The sequence below is a fragment of the Lysobacter panacisoli genome (assembly GCF_009765165.1).
GTDB classification, from domain to species: Bacteria; Pseudomonadota; Gammaproteobacteria; order Xanthomonadales; family Xanthomonadaceae; genus Lysobacter_J; species Lysobacter_J panacisoli.
The window spans coordinates 3133774-3151651 of the sequence record NZ_VLNU01000001.1 but is presented as its reverse complement, the minus strand read 5'-3'; the positions used below and the strand labels follow the sequence as shown (position 1 = coordinate 3151651).

General features: G+C 68.2%; 13 protein-coding genes and 1 pseudogene. 2 read left to right on the top strand and 12 right to left on the bottom strand.

Features of this window, described 5'->3' with window-relative positions; genetic code table 11:
- Positions 1 to 6 precede the first annotated feature (6 nt).
- The 4 genes and pseudogenes from lysS to FOF45_RS14775 all read right to left on the bottom strand — a co-directional run bounded on the left by lysS (position 7) and on the right by FOF45_RS14775 (position 4625).
- A complete protein-coding gene (gene lysS, locus FOF45_RS14790) occupies positions 7 to 1527 on the bottom strand; it encodes a lysine--tRNA ligase (protein ID WP_158986172.1) in 1521 nt (506 codons plus the stop codon).
- A 144-nt stretch (positions 1528 to 1671) separates the two neighbouring features.
- Positions 1672 to 2800, bottom strand: a protein-coding gene (gene prfB, locus FOF45_RS14785) for a peptide chain release factor 2 (RefSeq protein WP_158986170.1) whose coding sequence is annotated in 2 segments (ribosomal slippage) — positions 1672 to 2724 and positions 2726 to 2800 — 1128 coding nt in all. Because the reading frame shifts where the segments join, the coding sequence is not laid out codon by codon here.
- A 240-nt stretch (positions 2801 to 3040) separates the two neighbouring features.
- The gene (locus tag FOF45_RS14780) at positions 3041 to 3667 is read right to left on the bottom strand and encodes a YkvA family protein (RefSeq protein ID WP_158986168.1); all 627 of its coding nucleotides are present in this window, start codon (positions 3665 to 3667) and stop codon (positions 3041 to 3043) included.
- 75 nt (positions 3668 to 3742) lie between these two features.
- Positions 3743 to 4625, bottom strand: a pseudogene (locus tag FOF45_RS14775) (LytTR family DNA-binding domain-containing protein).
- Positions 4626 to 4770: 145 nt separating this feature from the next.
- On the opposite strand from FOF45_RS14775, the gene FOF45_RS14770 reads away from it, so the two are divergent.
- Positions 4771 to 5952, top strand: coding sequence for an acyltransferase family protein (locus tag FOF45_RS14770; RefSeq protein WP_158986166.1), 1182 nt, complete (start codon positions 4771 to 4773; stop codon positions 5950 to 5952).
- 12 nt (positions 5953 to 5964) lie between these two features.
- Here FOF45_RS14770 and recJ read toward each other — a convergent pair whose 3' ends face one another.
- The 8 genes from recJ to FOF45_RS14730 form a co-directional block, all read right to left on the bottom strand.
- Positions 5965 to 7683 (bottom strand): single-stranded-DNA-specific exonuclease RecJ, encoded by a 1719-nt coding sequence (recJ, locus tag FOF45_RS14765; RefSeq protein WP_158986164.1) that lies wholly within the window; start codon positions 7681 to 7683, stop codon positions 5965 to 5967.
- Positions 7680 to 8627, bottom strand: coding sequence for a phosphoglycerate mutase (locus FOF45_RS14760; protein ID WP_158986162.1), 948 nt, complete (start codon positions 8625 to 8627; stop codon positions 7680 to 7682). The genes recJ and FOF45_RS14760 overlap by 4 nt, the downstream gene beginning before the upstream one ends.
- 60 nt (positions 8628 to 8687) lie before the next feature.
- Complete coding sequence (gene greA / locus FOF45_RS14755) at positions 8688 to 9164, bottom strand: transcription elongation factor GreA (RefSeq protein ID WP_158986160.1); 477 nt, start codon at positions 9162 to 9164, stop codon at positions 8688 to 8690.
- A gap of 109 nt (positions 9165 to 9273) precedes the next feature.
- Complete coding sequence (gene carB, locus FOF45_RS14750; protein WP_158986158.1) at positions 9274 to 12525, bottom strand: carbamoyl-phosphate synthase large subunit; 3252 nt, start codon at positions 12523 to 12525, stop codon at positions 9274 to 9276.
- Between the two features lie 8 nt (positions 12526 to 12533).
- Positions 12534 to 12956, bottom strand: a complete 423-nt coding sequence (locus FOF45_RS14745) for a DUF6973 domain-containing protein (RefSeq protein WP_158987543.1) — start codon at positions 12954 to 12956, stop codon at positions 12534 to 12536.
- Between the two features lie 20 nt (positions 12957 to 12976).
- Positions 12977 to 14101 (bottom strand): glutamine-hydrolyzing carbamoyl-phosphate synthase small subunit, encoded by a 1125-nt coding sequence (carA, locus tag FOF45_RS14740; protein ID WP_158986156.1) that lies wholly within the window; start codon positions 14099 to 14101, stop codon positions 12977 to 12979.
- 197 nt (positions 14102 to 14298) lie between these two features.
- Positions 14299 to 15021 carry a 4-hydroxy-tetrahydrodipicolinate reductase gene (dapB, locus tag FOF45_RS14735; protein WP_158986154.1) on the bottom strand — a complete coding sequence of 241 codons (723 nt, stop codon included), beginning with the start codon at positions 15019 to 15021 and terminating at the stop codon, positions 14299 to 14301.
- Between the two features lie 91 nt (positions 15022 to 15112).
- The gene (locus FOF45_RS14730; protein WP_158986152.1) at positions 15113 to 16987 is read right to left on the bottom strand and encodes a DUF3857 domain-containing transglutaminase family protein; all 1875 of its coding nucleotides are present in this window, start codon (positions 16985 to 16987) and stop codon (positions 15113 to 15115) included.
- A 121-nt stretch (positions 16988 to 17108) separates the two neighbouring features.
- Here FOF45_RS14730 and FOF45_RS14725 point away from each other — a divergent pair, with 121 nt between their 5' ends.
- A complete protein-coding gene (locus FOF45_RS14725) occupies positions 17109 to 17870 on the top strand; it encodes a glutathione S-transferase family protein (RefSeq protein WP_158986150.1) in 762 nt (253 codons plus the stop codon).
- Positions 17871 to 17878: the final 8 nt, after the last annotated feature.

Below are 17878 nucleotides of genomic sequence, written 5' to 3'. Positions count from 1 at the left end.
TGCCGTTCAGCCGGCCTCCGGCCGCATGTACGGGAACAGCAGGACGTCGCGGATCGAGGCCGAGCCGGTCAGCAGCATCACCAGGCGGTCGATGCCGATGCCCAGGCCGCCGGTGGGCGGCAGGCCGACTTCCAGGGCGCGGATGTAGTCCGCGTCGAAGTGCATGGCCTCGTCGTCGCCGCCCTCCTTTGCCGCGACCTGCGCGCGGAAGCGCTCGGCCTGGTCCTCGGGGTCGTTCAGCTCGGAGAAGCCGTTGGCCATCTCCTTGCCGTTGACGAACAGCTCGAAGCGGTCGGTCAGTTCCGGATCGAGGTCGTTGGCGCGGGCCAGCGGGCTGACTTCGACCGGGTGATCGATGATGAAAGTCGGCTGCACAAGGGTGTGCTCGACGGTCTTCTCGAAGACGTCCAGCAGCATCTTGCCCCAGCCGTTGCCGGCCTTGACCGGGATGCCCAGGCGCGTGCAGTGGGCGCGCATCTTCTCGACGTCGCGCAGATCCTCGCGACGGATCTCCGGGTTGTGCTCGAGCACCGCGTCGGTCATCGACCAGCGGCGGAACGCCGGGCCCAGGTCGATGTCCTGGCCTTCCCAGTGCACCTTCGTGGTGCCCAGCACGCTGCTGGCGACGTCGCGGATCACGCCTTCGGTCAGGTCCATGATCTCGGTGTACGTGGCGTAGGCCTCGTACAGCTCGAGCATGGTGAATTCCGGGTTGTGGCGCGTGGACACGCCCTCGTTGCGGAAGTTGCGGTTGATCTCGTACACGCGCTCCAGGCCACCGACGACCAGGCGCTTGAGATAGAGCTCCGGCGCCACGCGCAGGTACAGCTGCAGGTCCAGCGCGTTGTGGTGCGTGACGAACGGCTTGGCCGCGGCGCCGCCGGGGATGTAATGCATCATCGGCGTCTCGACTTCGAGAAAACGCCGCGCATCCAGCCAGGCACGCATCGCGCGGATGATCCGGGACCGCTTGACGAACACCTCGCGCGATTCCGGCGTCACGATCAGGTCGACGTAGCGCTGGCGATAACGCTGCTCGACGTCGGCCATGCCGTGGAACTTGTCCGGCAGCGGACGCAACGCCTTGGTCAGCAGGCGCAGCGAGGTCGCCTTGACCGACAGTTCGCCGGTGCGGGTGCGGGTGAGCTCGCCCTCGACGGCGACGATGTCGCCCAGGTCGAGTTCCTTGAACACCTCGTACGCGTCGCCCAGCAGGTCCTTCTTCAGCCACAGCTGGAGGCGGCCGGACTCGTCCTGCACCTGCGCGAAGCCGGCCTTGCCCATGTCGCGCTTGAGCAGCACGCGGCCACCGAGGGCGACGCGGTGCGGCGCGGCTTCCAGCGCCTCGGCGGTCCACTGCTCCGCATCGGCGTACTGCGCCTGCAGGTCGCCGGCGTAGTCGGCGCGACGGAAGTCGTTGGGGAACGCGATGCCCTGCCCGCGCAGCGCCGTGAGTTTGGCGCGACGCTCGGCGATCAGGAAGTTCTCGTCGGTGTGCGTCTGCGGGGCGGGCGATTGTTCGGTCATGGGTCGGGAAATCAGGAAGGAATGGTTCGATGAATCACGTGGCCCGGGCCATCGTCCCCGCCGAAGCGGGGATCCAGTGTCTGGGCTCTTGCGCTCAAATGCAAAGTCGCCGGATGCCCGCGTTCGCGGGCATGGCGGTCGGGATCAGACGGCGTCGGCGCGCTTGGAGCCGACTTCCAGGCCCGACTTCAGGCTGGCCTCGACGAATTCGTCCAGGTCGCCGTCGAGCACCTTCTGCGTGTCGCTGCGTTCGATGCCGGTGCGCAGGTCCTTGATGCGGCTCTGGTCCAGCACGTAGTTGCGGATCTGGCTGCCCCAGCCGATGTCGGACTTGGTCGCCTCGACCGCGTCGCGCTCGGCGTTGCGCTTCTGGATCTCCAGCTCGTACAGCTTGGCCGCGAGCATCTTCATCGCGCGGTCGCGGTTGGCGTGCTGGCTGCGTTCGGTCTGGCACGCCACCACAATCCCGCTGGGCACGTGGGTGATGCGCACCGCCGATTCGGTCTTGTTGACGTGCTGGCCGCCCGCGCCGGAGGAGCGGTAGACGTCGGTCTTCAGGTCGGCCGGATTGATCTCGATGTCGATCTTGTCGTCGACTTCCGGCGAGACGAACACCGAGGTGAAGCTGGTGTGGCGGCGGTTGTCGGAGTCGAACGGCGACTTGCGCACCAGACGGTGCACGCCGGTCTCGGTCTTGAGCCAGCCGTAGGCGAAATCGCCCTCGACCCGGAACGTCGCCGACTTGATGCCCGCCACATCGCCGCCGCTGACTTCCATCAGCTCGGCCTTCCAGCCGCGCGATTCGGCCCAGCGCAGGTACATGCGCAGCAGGATCTCGGCCCAGTCCTGGGCTTCGGTGCCGCCGGCGCCGGCCTGGATGTCGACGAACGCATTGGCCGAATCCATCTTGCCGGAGAACATGCGCTGGAACTCGAGCTTCTCGACGTCCTTCGCATGGCGCTCGACGTCGTCCACCACCGCCAGCGCGGTTCCTTCGTCGTCCTCCATTTCGGCCAGCTCGAGCAGTTCGTCGGCACCGATCAGGCCGTCGGTCAGTGTGCGGATGCCGCCGACGACCTTCTCCAGCGAGGAGCGCTCGCGGCCCAGCGACTGGGCGCGCTCGGCGTCATTCCAGACGTCGGGGCTTTCCAGCTCGCGGTTTACTTCTTCGAGACGTTCGACTTTGCTGTCGTAGTCAAAGGTACCCCCTCAGCGCATCCAGCCGACCCTTCAGGTCGGCGATGCGCTGGCGGACGGGATTGAGCTCGATCATGTCCGGTTCGATGCGATCAAAGGAACCGGTGATTCTAACAGAGGCGGCGGTTGCCTCTCCCCTTGCGATACGCCCCTCTCCCCTTGCGGGAGAGGGACAGGCTCGCGGAGCGAGCCAGGGAGAGGGGGCGGGCGCGCACTACCCCTCTCCCGACGCGCTCCGCGCGTCGACCTCTCCCACAAGGGGAGAGGTGAACAAGGCTGCGCTTCGCGCTGCCGCGGGAGCAACGCGTCGAACTACTCAACGGAAGCGGAACGGGCCCGGTCGCCAGCCGCTGTCCGAATAGCGCCGGATCGGGCCGTAGCCGCTGCTGCTGCCGAAGCTGCTGCCGAAACCGCCGCGGAAGTCGCGCGAACGCCGCCGGTGCATGCGGTCCTGCAGCTCTTCACGGCGGCCTTCGAGCCAGTCCGCGCGGCCGACACTGGCCGGATCGAGCTTGCGCCGCTCGGCCTCGCGCTGGCGGTAATCGCAGAAGTCGTTATAGGCCTCGATCTCATGTTGCAGGTCGCGCGCGCTCAACTCGATGATGATCGCATCGTCGATGAAACCCAGCACCGGCACGTTATCGGGGATGACGTCGGCGCCGTGGGCGAAGTACGACAGCGCCGAGCGCACGTTGGCGCGGTCCTCGGCGGAGAGCGCCCAGCCTTCGTCCTGCATCATCGCCACCAGCGTATCGACCAGATCGAGTCGTTCGGTTACGAACTGCGGCGGCTTGCTTTCCTGCGCCTTCTTGAGCAACTGCGTGGCCGCATCGATCACCTGTGCGTCGCTCAGGTTGGCCGAGGCCTGTCGCGCCGACTCGACCACGCCGGCGAAGTGCTGCAGGTCCTGGTCCGAAAGATCGAAGTTGATGGTCAACGGCATGGCGCGCGCTCCTGGTTCCCCGGGGAAGGCTGTTCAGCCTAGAGCCGCGAATGTTGGCGCCGCGTCAATGCGCGCTCAGGCGAAGCCGGCCCGTTCGCGCAGCAGGTCGCGGTGGCGCCGGCTGCACGGCAGCACCGTGCCGTCGGAAAGGTGCACCCGGGCATCGCCGGTATCGAGCGGTTCGATCGACGCCACCTGCCCCAGGTTCACCATGTAGCTGCGGTGGATCCGGGCGAAGCGCGACGGGTCCAGCCGTTCCTCGATCGCCGCCATCGTGCAGCGCAGCGGGTAGTCGTGGCCGCGCACCCGCAGGTTCACGTAGTTGCCCGAGGCCTGCAGCCATTCCACGTCGACCGCGGCGACAAGGAACTCGCGGCCCAGCTTGCGCACCAGGAAGCGTTCCGGCCGCTCGACCGGTTCCACCGGCGGACCTTCGTCGGGTTCGCCCAGCAGGCTGGCCTCGCCCTGCAGGCGACGACGGATGAAGCGGTAGCCCTCGATCATCACCACCATGCCGAAATAACTGCGCACGTCCTTGAGGTATTCGTAACCGAGCTGGCGCGGCCACGAACCGAAGTCGTACTCCTTGCCGTGCGCGGCGTAGACGAGCTCACGGATGGCCAACCATCCCGACCACGTGCACCAGGCAGAAGACCACGCTCGCCAGCAGGTGCCAGGGCAGCGCCCGCCGCCAGTTGTCCCAGTGGATCGGCATGCGCCGGCTGAACCAGATCACCGCCGGCGCCAGCGCCAGCATCAGGACCGCGCTCGACCACTCCCAGCTCACCGGTTCCCAGCTGGCGAAGTCCAGTCCCGAGTTCCGGATGTCGATCAGCACGGTGATGCTGTTGGCGACCGCGTTGAACAGGGTCAGCACGATCCAGAAGCCCACCTCGAACGTGCGCCGCCAAGGTTCGGAGGGGAACGGCGACGACGAGGGGACGGGAGGCGCGTTCATCCCCGGATTCTAGGGCGCGGCTCGTCCCGGTTGGTCCCCGCCGGCCCGCGACTCGTCCCACAACCCCGCCGGCTGGTCACTTCGCGCTGGAAAGCACGGATCACGGGGGCGACGGTGACCCACTCTCCACGATGGATGGACCGCCATGAGCCGCCGCTACTTCCTCGACTGGGTCCGCATCGGCGCATTCGCCCTGCTCGTGCTCTACCACGTGGGCATGTACTACGTGACCTGGGACTGGCACGTCAAAAGCCCGTTCGCCAGCGACGCGATCGAGCGCCAGATGCTGGTCACCTCGCCGTGGCGGCTGTCGCTGCTGTTCTTCATCTCCGGCGTGGCGACCGCGTTCCTGCTGGGCAAGGGCGAGGACGGCTTCCTGCGCCGCCGCTCATGGCGGCTGCTGGTGCCTCTGGTGTTCGGAATGCTGGTGATCGTGCCGCCGCAGTCGTACTACGAGGTCGTGGAGAAGCTGCCGGGCGGCTTCCATGACGGCTACCTGGCGTTCTGGGACCGCTACCTGCACGCCGACCCGAATTTCTGCCGCGACGGCGACTGCCTCGACGTGCCGACCTGGAACCACCTGTGGTTCGTCGCCTACCTGTGGGTCTACACGGTCGTGCTGTGCCTGGGACGCTGGCTGGCGGGACGGCGTCTGTCGGGCGTCGGGGCGGCCATCGCCACGCATCTGTCGAACGGTTGGGGCCTGCTGCTGTGGCCGGCGGCGTTCCTGATCGTCGCGCGCATCGCGATGATCGACCGGTTCGAATCGACCCACGCGCTGGTCGACGACTGGTACAACCACGTCCAGTACCTGCCGCAATTCCTGCTCGGCTATGCGCTGGCGCGCTCGCAGGCCGCGTGGGACCGGTTCGCGGCGCTGCGCTGGCCCGCCACCGTGCTGGCAGTCACGGCTTACGCGTTCCTGTACGGATACTTCGGCACGTACACCGACCAGACGCCGCCGCCGGACCTGCTGCGCACCGTGCAGCGTGCGGTGTGGGGTCTGTTCCAGTGGAGCGCGATCGTCGCCATCGTCGGCATGGCCGCGCACTGGTCGCCGGGCGACAGCGCCGCGCGCCGCTACCTGACCCAGGCCGTGTTCCCGGTCTACATCCTCCACCAGACGATCATCGTCGTGCTGGCGCACAACCTGCAGCCGCTCGGTCTGCGTCCGCCGGTCGAGGGACCGTTGCTGGTGCTGGCGACGCTGGCGCTGTGCTTCGGCGTGTTCGAGGTGGTGCGTCGCGTCGCCTGGCTGCGGCCGCTGTTCGGGCTGGGGCCGCGCGAGACGCAGGTTCCGGCGCGCGCCCTCGTCGATCCGGCATGATCGCGACGCGAATCAGCCCACGGCTTCGCGGTGCACGACCACCAGTTGCACCGCGTCGCCGCCACGGTAGTCGTCGGGCTCCAGCCGGAACGCGATGCGCACGCGCGCCGGTGGCGGGTTGCCGGACCAGCCGCCGAACTCGATCGCATTGAGCCGGCGTCCGATGCCGCCGAGTTCGAGCTTGAGGTGACGCTCGCCGACAACGCGCCAGGACAGCACGTCGAAGTCGCCGTCGAATTGCGGCTCGGCGAAGCCCTGCCCCCACGGCCCGCCGTCGCGCAGGGCATCGGCGCTGGCGCGACAGAATTCCTCCGCGTGCAGTTCGCCATCGCTGAGCACATCGGCCTGCAACAGCTCGGGCGTCAGCATCGCCATCGCCTGACGCTCGAACGCCGCCGCGAACGCGGCGAACGCATCCGCACGCAACGACAGGCCCGCGGCCATCGCGTGGCCGCCGAAGCGTTCGATCAGGTCCGGATGGCGCGCGGCGACGTCGGCCAGCGCATCGCGGATGTGGAACCCGGGAATCGAACGTGCCGATCCGCGCAATACGTCGCTGCCGGGCTCGGCCGGCGCGAACGCGATCACCGGACGGTGCAGGCGCTCCTTCATCTTCGACGCGACCAGACCGACCACGCCCGGATGCCATTCCGCATCGAACAGGCACACCGCGCCCGGCACGCCGGCCTCGCCCAGCGCGATCCGCGCCAGCGCGGCCTCGGCCTCGTCGGTCATCTGCTGCTGCACCGCGCGACGCTCGCTGTTGATCTCGTTAAGCATGGCGGCGATATCACGCGCACGCGAAAGATCGTCGGTGAGCAGGCATTCGATGCCCAGCGCCATGTCTTCCAGGCGCCCGGCCGCGTTGAGGCGCGGACCGACCGCGTAGCCGATGTCGGTCGCCGTCAGCCTTCCCGCGTCGCGCTGCGACACTTCGATCAACGCCCGCAATCCCGCGCAGCCCTGCCCCGCACGCAGGCGGCGCAAGCCGGCGCCGACGAGCGCGCGGTTGTTCGCATCCAGCGGTACCAGGTCGGCGACGGTGCCGACCGCGACGAGGTCGAGCAGCACCGAGAGATCCGGCTCACGATCGGCGAATGCGCCGGCGTCGCGCAGGCGGCGGCGCAGCGCGAGCAGCACGTAGAACATCACGCCCACGCCGGCGAGCACCTTGCTCGGGAACGCATCGCCGCGCAGGTTCGGATCGACGATGGCGTCGGCCGGCGGCAGGTGTTCGCCCGGCAAATGGTGGTCGGTCACCAGCACCTGCCAGCCGCGGGCCTTGGCTTCAGCGATGCCGGCGTGGCAGGCAATGCCGTGGTCCACCGTCACCAGCAGGTCGGGCTGCAGAGCGGCGAGTTCCTCCACCAGCGCCGGCGACAGGCCGTAGCCGTGCACGATGCGGTTGGGCACCGCATGCGAGACGCGGCGCGCGCCGAGCAGGCGCAGGCCGCGCACGCCGACCGCGCACGCGGTGGCGCCATCGCAGTCGAAATCGCCGACGACGACGATGTGGCGGTCGTTCGCGATCGCCTCCGCGAGCAGCGCGGTCGCCGCGTCCAGACCGCCGAGGCTGTCGGGCGGCAACAACTGCGCCAGTCGCGGCTGCGCGAGTTCCATCGACGTCGCGCCGCGCGCGGCATACAGGCGACGCAGCAGCGGCGGCAACGATTCGGGCCATTGGCCGGGATCGACGCATTCGCGCCGGCGCAGGCGAGCGGCGGGTTTCATGCGCTTTCCGTCGACGCGACGAACGAACGCAGCGGACGGCGCCAGAAGCGCCACCGCTGCGAACGCGCGAGGTCGTAACGCGCACCGTCGTCGAAATCCAGGCGCACGCGTGCGAGGCCACGGTCGGCCAGCGATGCCAGCAACGGCGCGAACCAGTCGCGCTCCAGCACGGCGAGATCGCGCACGTCGCGCAGGTCGACCAGCGCATCGCCGCGTTCGCCACCGCGCCATGCAGCCGGTCGCGCGCTCACATTCGCACCCGCAAGCGCGGCCAGTGCGGTCAGCGATTCATCGTCGCTGGCGATGCGCGCGAAACGCGCCTGCACGCGATCGGGCAACGCGCCCGCGCCCCAGAACCACAGCGAGTTCACCGGCGCCAGGCCGGCGGCGACGCGCTGCGCGTTGAGCGGGTGGTTGTGCAGCACGACCTGTGCTTCGCTGAGCAGCGCACGCCAGCGACGGCCTTCCGGCCCCTGCGGCAGTTCGTCGAACAGGTCCGCACCGAGCGCCTGCTCGGGTGGCGTGAACTCGGGCAGCTTCGCTCCCTGCGGCAGGCGCACATACCAGCGCGAAGGCGACGGCGCGTCGATGGGGAATCCGGCGTCGCCGAACAGTGGCTTCAGCGGACGCAGCAGTGCATGCGCGTCGTCCGCGCTCAGGCGCAGCGCCTCGCCGTAGGACAGCAGGCGCGCGCCGTTGATGTCGGGACGCACGAACGCGGGATCGGCACGCAGCCACAGCGCGTTCGCCGCATCGCCGACGTCGCGCTGGCGCGCGGCGGCCGCGACCGGCCAACCGCGCGGCAATACGTCGAGGAGGTCGGCCATCGCGTCGCCCGGACGCTCGCTGCGATCGGAGCGCGCCAGCGCCTTGCCGGTCGCGTCCGACAGACGCTGTCCGCCAAAGCGCGAACGTGCGGGCAGCAGGAGGGTCGCGTTGGCCATCAGTGCGGCGTCGACATCAAGGCACCCTCCCCTTCGTCCCCGCGCGGCGGGGACTGCGGATCAACCGGCGTAGCTGACGCCGATGATCTCGTACTCGCGGATACCGCCGGGCGCATCGATGGTGATCGTGTCGCCTTCGTGCTTGCCGATCAGCGCACGCGCCACCGGCGAGGAAATCGCGATCAGGCCCAGCTTGATGTCGGCCTCCAGGTCGCCAACGATCTGGTAGCGGCGCTCTTCGTCGTTCTCGGTATCGGCCAGTTCGACCGTGGCGCCGAACACCACGCGCGAACCGGCGTTGAGCGAGGCCACGTCGATGACCTGCGCGTGCGAGAGCTCCGCCTCGAGCTGCTTGATGCGGCCTTCGATGAAGCCCTGTTGCTCGCGTGCAGCGTGGTACTCGGCGTTTTCCTTGAGGTCGCCGTGTGCGCGCGCCTCGGAGATCGCATTGATCACCGCGGGGCGCTTGACCGACTTCAATTCTTCCAGCTCGGCGCGCAGACGCTGCGCGCCCTGAAGGGTAATGGGTGCTCGCATTGCTCTTTTCCTGTGCGCCCGGCCAGCGGCCGGGCATTCCGATACGCGGATTCTGTATCAGATCGCCACCGGGATGAAAGCCGGCGGCCGCGACGGGGCGGGACGCGGCTTACGCCGCGCCCTGCACCTCGGCGTGCAGCTCCTGCAGCGACCAGACCGGGCCGGTGCCGCGGTAGTCGAGGGAGTTCACCAGCGCACGCGCGCCCGACACGGTGGTCGAGTACGTCACGCGATGCTGCAGCGCCTCGCGGCGGATCGAGAACGAGTCGTTGATCGCCTGACGACCTTCGGTCGTGTTGACGATGTAGACGAGCTCGCCGTTCTTGATCAGGTCGACCACGTGCGGACGGCCTTCGGTGACCTTGTTGATGCGCTCGCAGGCCAGTCCCTGCTCGGTGAGGAACTTGTGCGTGCCCTCGGTCGCAACCAGCGCGTAGCCGCGCTTGACCAGGTCCTGCGCAACCGAAAGCACGCGGGTCTTGTCCGGATCGCGCACCGACACGAACACCTTGCCGCCCTGCGGCAGCGCCTTGATACCGCCGGCTTCCTGCGCGCGCGCCATCGCCGCACCGAAGTTGCGGCCCACGCCCATGACTTCACCGGTCGAGCGCATTTCCGGTCCGAGGATCGGATCGACGCCCTGGAACTTGGCGAACGGGAAGATCGCTTCCTTGACCGAGTAGTACTCCGGCACGATTTCCTTCGTCGCGCCCTGCGAAGCCAGCGTCTGGCCGACCATGCAGCGCGCGGCGATCTTCGCCAGCGCCATGCCGGTGGCCTTGGACACGAACGGCACCGTGCGCGAGGCACGCGGGTTCACTTCGATCAGGTAGATCGTTTCGTTGCCCTGCTCGTCGAAGGTGATCGCGAACTGGGTGTTCATCAGGCCGACGACCTTGAGCGACTTGGCCAGCGCGACGACCTGCTCGCGCAGCTTGCCCTGCACGGCCTTCGACAGCGAGTACGGCGGCAGCGAGCACGAGGAGTCGCCCGAGTGCACGCCGGCTTCCTCGATGTGTTCCATCACGCCGCCGATCAGCACGTTGCCGTCCTTGTCGGCGATGACGTCGACGTCGACTTCCACCGCGTTGTCGAGGAAGCGGTCCAGCAGCACCGGCGAATCGTTCGACACCTTCACCGCGTCGCGCATGTAGCGCTTGAGGTCGGCGTCGCCGTGGACGATTTCCATCGCGCGGCCGCCCAGCACGTAGCTCGGGCGCACGACCAGCGGATAGCCGATCTGCGAGGCCAGCACGACCGCTTCGTCCGGATTGCGCGCGGTGCGGTTGAGCGGCTGCGCCAGGCCCAGGTCCTGCACCAGCTTCTGGAAGCGCTCGCGGTCCTCGGCCAGGTCGATGCTGTCCGGCGTGGTGCCGATGATCGGCACGCCGTTGGCTTCCAGCGCGCGCGCCAGCTTCAGCGGCGTCTGGCCGCCGTACTGCACGATCACGCCCTTGGGCTTCTCCAGGTCGGCGATCTCCAGCACGTCTTCCAGCGTCAGCGGCTCGAAGTACAGGCGGTCGGAGGTGTCGTAGTCGGTGGAGACGGTTTCCGGGTTGCAGTTGACCATGATGGTCTCGTACCCGTCTTCGCGCAGCGCCAGCGCGGCGTGCACGCAGCAGTAATCGAACTCGATGCCTTGGCCGATGCGGTTCGGGCCGCCGCCGAGCACGATGATCTTGTCGCGGTTGCTCGGCTCGGCCTCGCACTCGTCCTCGTAGGTCGAGTACATGTACGCGGTGGTGGTGGCGAACTCCGCCGCGCACGAGTCCACGCGCTTGTACACCGGACGCACGCCGAAGGCGCGGCGCAGCGTGCGCACCGCGGTCTCGTCGGTGCCGGTCAGCTGCGCCAGGCGCGCGTCGGAGAAGCCCATGCGCTTGAGTTCGCGCATGCGCGCCTTGTCGAGCGAGGACAGGCCTGCGTCGGCGACCTGCTTCTCCGCGGCGATGATCTCCTCGATCTGGTCGAGGAACCACGGATCCACGAACGACAGCGCGTGCACGTCCTCCACGCTCATGCCGGCGCGGAACGCGTCGCCGATATGGAACATGCGCTCCGGGCCCGGCTCCTTGAGCTCGCGCTTGAGGCGCGCGATGTCGTCGTCGTTCGACAGGTCGAGCCCGGTGGGATCGAGGCCGACCTTGCCGGTCTCCAGTCCGCGCAGCGCCTTCTGCAGCGATTCCTGGAAGGTGCGGCCCATCGCCATCACCTCGCCGACCGACTTCATCTGCGTGGTCAGGCGCGCGTCGGCCTGCGGGAACTTCTCGAACGCGAAGCGCGGGATCTTGGTGACGACGTAGTCGATGCTCGGCTCGAACGATGCCGGCGTCTTGCCACCGGTGATCTCGTTGCGCAGCTCGTCCAGCGTGTAGCCCACGGCGAGCTTGGCCGCGACCTTGGCGATCGGGAAGCCGGTGGCCTTGGAGGCCAGCGCCGAGGAACGCGACACGCGCGGGTTCATCTCGATGACGACGACGCGGCCGTTGGTGGCGTTGATGCCGAACTGCACGTTCGAGCCGCCGGTATCGACGCCGATCTTGCGCAGCACCGCGATGGAGGCATCGCGCAGGCGCTGGTATTCCTTGTCGGTCAGGGTCTGCGCCGGGGCGACGGTGATCGAGTCGCCGGTGTGCACGCCCATCGCATCGAAGTTCTCGATCGAGCAGACGATGATGCAGTTGTCCGCGGTGTCGCGGACCACTTCCATCTCGAACTCCTTCCAACCCAGCACCGACTCCTCGACGAGGATTTCGTGCACGGGCGACAGCTCGAGGCCGCGCTTGGCGATCTCCTCGAACTCTTCCTTGTTGTAGGCGATGCCGCCGCCGGTGCCGCCGAGCGTGAACGACGGACGGATGATGGTCGGGTAACCAACCTTGGTCTGGATCTCCAGCGCCTGCTCGAAGTTGCGCGCGACCTCGGCCTTGGGGCATTCCAGGCCGATCTCGGCCATCGCGACGCGGAACAGCTCGCGGTCCTCGGCCATGCGGATGGCTTCGCGCGAGGCGCCGATCAGTTCGACGTTGTACTTCTCCAGCACGCCGTTATCGGCCAGATCGAGCGCGCAGTTCAGCGCGGTCTGGCCGCCCATCGTCGGCAGCAGCGCATCGGGCTTTTCCTTGGCGATGATCTTCTCGACCGTCTGCCAGTTGATCGGCTCGATGTACACGGCGTCGGCCATGTTCGGGTCGGTCATGATCGTGGCCGGGTTGCTGTTGACCAGCACCACGCGGTAACCCTCGTCACGCAGGGCCTTGCAGGCCTGGGCGCCGGAGTAGTCGAACTCGCAGGCCTGGCCGATCACGATCGGGCCGGCGCCGATGATCAGGACGGTTTTGATGTCGGTGCGCTTTGGCATGGGGGTCCTCAGTAAAGTCGTTCCTGCCACGCGGCGGGCGCGAGCCAGGTGATCTGGTCGGACGATCGGGCGTCGATCGCACCGTTCTTCACGGCAGCAAGCACGGCCTGCTGCATGGCGTTCCAGCTGTCGGCGGCCGCGCCGATGCGCGCGCCGAGCCGGTTGTTGTGCGCATCCATCGCACGGGCCGCGTTGCCCTGCCCGTCGTCCTCCATCACCGCCGTCACCCAGTCCACGCAACGCGGGGACAGCGTGTAGGCGACGATGGCGCTGGCGAGCGAGTGGCGGTACGCATCGGCCGGGCCGTTGCGACCGCCGGGCAAACCCACGGCGAAGAACTGCGAGTACGTGGCCACCATCACGAACGCCGGATAGGCGCCCAGCGCTACCGCGAGAACGAAAACCTTGCGCCAGTGGCGCTTCCCGCGGATCGGCTTGGTGGCCGCGTGGCTCACTTGGCCTGCTGCATCGTCGCGACGAAGCGATCGAACAGCGGCGCCACGTCGTGCGGACCGGGGCTCGCTTCCGGATGACCCTGGAAGCTGAAGGCCGGCGCGTCGGTGAGTTCGATGCCCTGGTTGGTGCCATCGAACAGCGAGCGGTGGATCACGCGCACGTTGGCCGGCAGCGACGCTTCATCGACCGCGAAGCCGTGGTTCTGCGAGGTGATCATCACGCGACCGCTGTCGAGGTCCTGCACCGGGTGGTTCGCACCGTGGTGGCCGTGACCCATCTTCACGGTCTGCGCACCGGCGGCGAGCGCCAGCAGCTGGTGGCCCAGGCAGATGCCGAAGGTCGGGATCTTCGCGGCGATGAATTCCTTGATCGCGGCGATGGCGTAATCGCACGGCGCCGGATCGCCCGGGCCGTTGGACAGGAACACGCCGTCGGGCTTGAGCGCGAAGACCTCCGACGCCGGCGTCTGCGCCGGAACCACCGTAAGCTTGCAGCCGCGCTCGGCGAGCATGCGCAGGATGTTGTGCTTGACGCCGTAGTCGTAAGCGACGACGTGGAAGCGCGGCGGCGCCTTCACGAATTCGTTGCGGTCCAGATCGAGCTGGCCGTCGGACCACTCATAGCGCTCGCGCGTGGTGACTTCCTTCGCCAGATCCATGCCCTTCAGGCCCGGGAACTTGCGTGCGGCTTCCAGCGCCTTCTCCACGTCGATCTCGCCCGCCATCAGCGCGCCGTTCTGCGCGCCCTTGTCGCGCAGGATGCGGGTCAGCTTGCGCGTGTCGATGTCGGCGATGGCGACGATGCCGCGCTTCTGCAGCCACTCCGGCAGCGAGACCTCGCTGCGCCAGTTGCTCGGGCGGCGCGGCACGTTGCGCACGATCAGGCCCGCGGCCCACGCACGCGCGGCCTCGTCGTCCTGGTCGGTGCAGCCGGTGTTGCCGATGTGCGGATATGTCAGCGTGACGAGCTGGCGCGCGTACGAGGGATCCGTGAGGATTTCCTGGTAGCCGGTGATGGCCGTGTTGAATACGACTTCGCCGACCGAAAGGCCGGGCGCGCCTACGGAAACGCCCTCGAAGAGGGTTCCGTCTTCGAGCGCGAGGATTGCGGGTTGGGTCACGGGGATCGCCTTGGCTGCCGGGGGGTGCTGACCCTTCCCGTCGCGCAGACGCCGGAAAAACCGGCTTGCAGCAAAGCGCGGACGCGGTGCGGGACCGGTCCGACGGAAGGGGTTCAGGCGAGCCGGAATTCTAGCGGGCCAAGGCCGGTAACGCCAGCGTCATCTGCGTCGATTTCACGCGAAATCGATTGTCTCGTTCAGGACAACAGATCGCGCAGCCGGTAATGGCCCGGCGCGCGCCCGGCCAGCCGCGAGGCCGCGTGGAGCGCGCCGCGGGCAAAGATGTCGCGATTGGTGGCGCGATGGATCAGCTCGATCCGCTCGCCGGGCGCGGCGAACTGGACCATGTGCTCGCCGACGATGTCGCCGGCACGCAGCGAGGCATAGCGCGGTTGCGCCCCGCCGTGCTCCGCGCTGGCGCCCAGCGCCAGCGCCGTACCGGAGGGCGCGTCCTTCTTGTGCACGTGGTGCGATTCCACGATGTCGCAATCCCAGCCCGGCAGCGCCGCGGCGGCACGTTCGACCAGTTCGCTCAGGATCGCCACGCCGAGGCTGAAATTGGCGGCCCACAGCACCGGGATCCGCTGCGCGGCGGCGTCCAGCGCGGCGCGCTGTTCGGGTTCGAGCCCGGTGGTGCCCGACACCAGCGCCGCGCCGCGCTGCTCGCACAGCGCGAGCATCGGGCCGAAGCCCTCGGGCAGGCTGAAATCGATCGCCACGTCGAACGCCGGCGCGCCCGCCAGCTCGGCGGCGGCGAAATGCGCGACCCCATCGACCACACGCTGCGCAGGCTGCGAGCGTTGCACGGCCGCGACGACGACCACGTCGTCGCGTTCGCCCGCCAAGCGCAACAGGGCCTGGCCCATGCGTCCGGAAGCGCCGTGGATGAGGATGCGGATTGGAGCGTTCGTCTCGTTCATGCGCGCAGGCTAATCGCTGCACGCGTGCGCGGACAAGCGTCGCGCACCACCGGACGCAGCGCAGGTGCGTCCGGTGGTGCGGATCGGAGCCTTACTGGTAGACGACCTGGGCCTTCAGGTTCGTAAGCACCTTCTTCATGAAAGCCTGGTAGGCGCGGTTGTACGACGCCTGGCAGATCGGCCCCGGCGTACGGTCGTCGAGCACGCGCGTCACGCGGATGGTGTTGCCTTCCATCGCGTAGGTCGCCTTGTAGCTGACCGAATCGCCAGTGAGTTCGAGGTTCGGCGGCACCGCGACGACGCGCGTCGGATCGGCGAACTCGATGACGTACTCCTCCTGCGAGAAGCCGCTGGTGCAGTTGGTTTCGCCATCGCCGACTTCCAGATTGGCCTGGGACGCGAAACGCACGACCGGCGCTTCGCCGGGGATCATCGGTTGCAGGGCGAAGGCGCCCGGCACCGGCACGGCCTGCCCCGCCTTGAACTGCACCGAATAGCGGTAGCGGTCGGCGAGCGGCTTCGCGTCGTCCATGCGGATCGTGGCGGAGCCGTCGGTGCCGATCCGCTGGAAGTAGCGCGTCACGCCCTCATTGACCTGCGCGGGCGTGAGTCCGCGGAACCCGGAACGCGAGTTGACCGCGTACATGCCTTCCAGCTCCACGTCCTGTTCGCCGTCGATCGAACCGTCGACGGCGATCTTCATGCGCGTGCGCACAACTTGTCGGGTGCTGCCGGGCGCGAACATCGGTGTGCGCGTGCCCTCGCGATAGCCCTCGACCAGGAACACCGGCTTGCCGACGTCGCCCAGGGGCAGCATGCCGAACGGAATGCCCTTGCCGGTGGCATCCAGGTACAGGTCCCACTGCGGCAGGTAGTTGATGACGTGGTTGACCATCGCCACCGCCGGCGTGCGCGGCAGGCGGAACAGCCCGCCGGAATTGATCAGCGCCTGCGTGCTCTGGATCCCCTTCGCACTGAGCAGCGCCTGCAGCAGCGTCGCGTGGTCCTTGCAATCGCCCATGCGGTTGTCGAGCACGAAGTCGAGATCGTGCGGCACCACCGCGCCAAGGCCGATGCAGTTGCCCGCGTAGGTGATGTTGGTCGAAACCCACTCGTACAGCGCCTTCGCCACGTCGCGCGGTTCGCGCCGCTTGCCGGCGATCTCGTCGGCCAGCTTGCGGATGCGCGGCGTGGGCTGCGCCTTGGGAATGGCCCGCTCGCCGTAGACGCGGGCGATGTCGGCGTACGTGGCGAAGGTCGAATACACAAGGCCGGGCTGGCGTTCGAACTCGAACAGCTCCGACAGGTCGCTGGACTTGATCGGGCTGGTATTGCTGAGGCGCCAATGGTTGATGCGGCGACCGCCGACGACTTCGTCGCGGACGACCTGCATGTGCCATGCCTCGTGCTTGACCGGCAGGTCCGCCGGCGCGTCGAAATGCAGATCGACCTGGCCGTAGTAGGTCTCGCGGCTGAAGGTCTCCACTTCCGAGAACTGCCGGTCGAACAGCGGCTGCGAGGCAGTCAGCCGGTACTTGAACACCGTCGTGTCGCCCACCGCGAGTTCGGGGAACACCACCGTCATCGAGCTGCGATCGGAGAACACCGGCCCGCCGTCGCCCTGCCCGCCGCTTGTCTGGACCTGGTAGTTCGACTTGGGCACCGGGATACGCCGGCCATCCGGCTTGAGCGTGTAGGCCTCCAGCACATCGGCCTTCTGGATGCTGGTGCTGTAGTCGATCGTGCGGTCCTTGAAGATCTCCAGCGCCTCCGGCTTGAGCACCTTGATCGCCTGTTCGCGCGTCTCGGTGTAAGTGCCGTCAGCCTGGATGACGTACGCCACGTCCAGGCGCAGGTGCTCTGCCCACCGTTCGTCCTGCGGTTCCAGTTCCGGTGCCGCGATCGCCGGCGCACAGACCAGGCACAGCGCGGTCGCGACGGCGCGCGCATTCCATCGTTTCGACATGCTTCCCCCAATCACGGTGAATCCGTCACCGCTCCGGGCGCCGATGCTACCGCAAGGCCGGCATCCCACGGCCACCGTCGGAAACGCGGATACTGGCCGCGACGCACTCACCGCTGCCGCCATGACGCGACGTGCCGTAATGCCATTGCTGGTGGGCGAATCTTTCTCGCCGTGGACGCAGAAGGCCCGCTGGGCGCTGGAAGCCTGCGGCGTCGACTTCGCCTATCGCGAATACACGCCGACGCTGAGCGAACCGTGGTTGCGCTGGCGGTTGCGGCAAGGGTCGGGAATGGTGTCGGTGCCGGTGTTGCTGCTCGGCGACGGTGCGGTGCGTGGTTCGTGGGACATCGCGCGATTCGCGGCGGCGCGCGCGGGCGACGGCCGGCTCGGCGACTTCGCGCACATCGAACCGTGGAACGAGCTCAGCGAAGCCGCGCTGGCCGAAGGCCGCACGCGTGTTGTGCGTTGCGTGCTGGCCGATCCCGCCGCGCTGGATGAAGCCACCGCTTCGACGATGCCGTGGATTCCGCCGGCTCCGTTGCGCTTCGTCGCGCGCGACGCGGCGCGCCGGCTCGACCGCAAGTATGCGCACCTGGTGCAGCCGGGTGCGTTGCGGCGCGCACTGGAGGTCACGCGCGTGGCGCTGGCCGCACGGGGCGGCGACCATCTGCTCGGGACGTTCGGTTACGCGGACATCGCGATGGCGGTCGTGCTGGAGACGATCGCGCCGATCGCACGCAGCGTACCGCCGCTGGGGCCCGCGACGCGGCGCTGCTGGAGCGATCCGGCGCTGGCCGCCGAGTATCGCGACCTGCTCGACTGGCGCGCGCGCCTGGCCGCATCGCCAGCGACGACGTATTCGCAGTTGAACGCGGTGGAATGAGCGCGGCG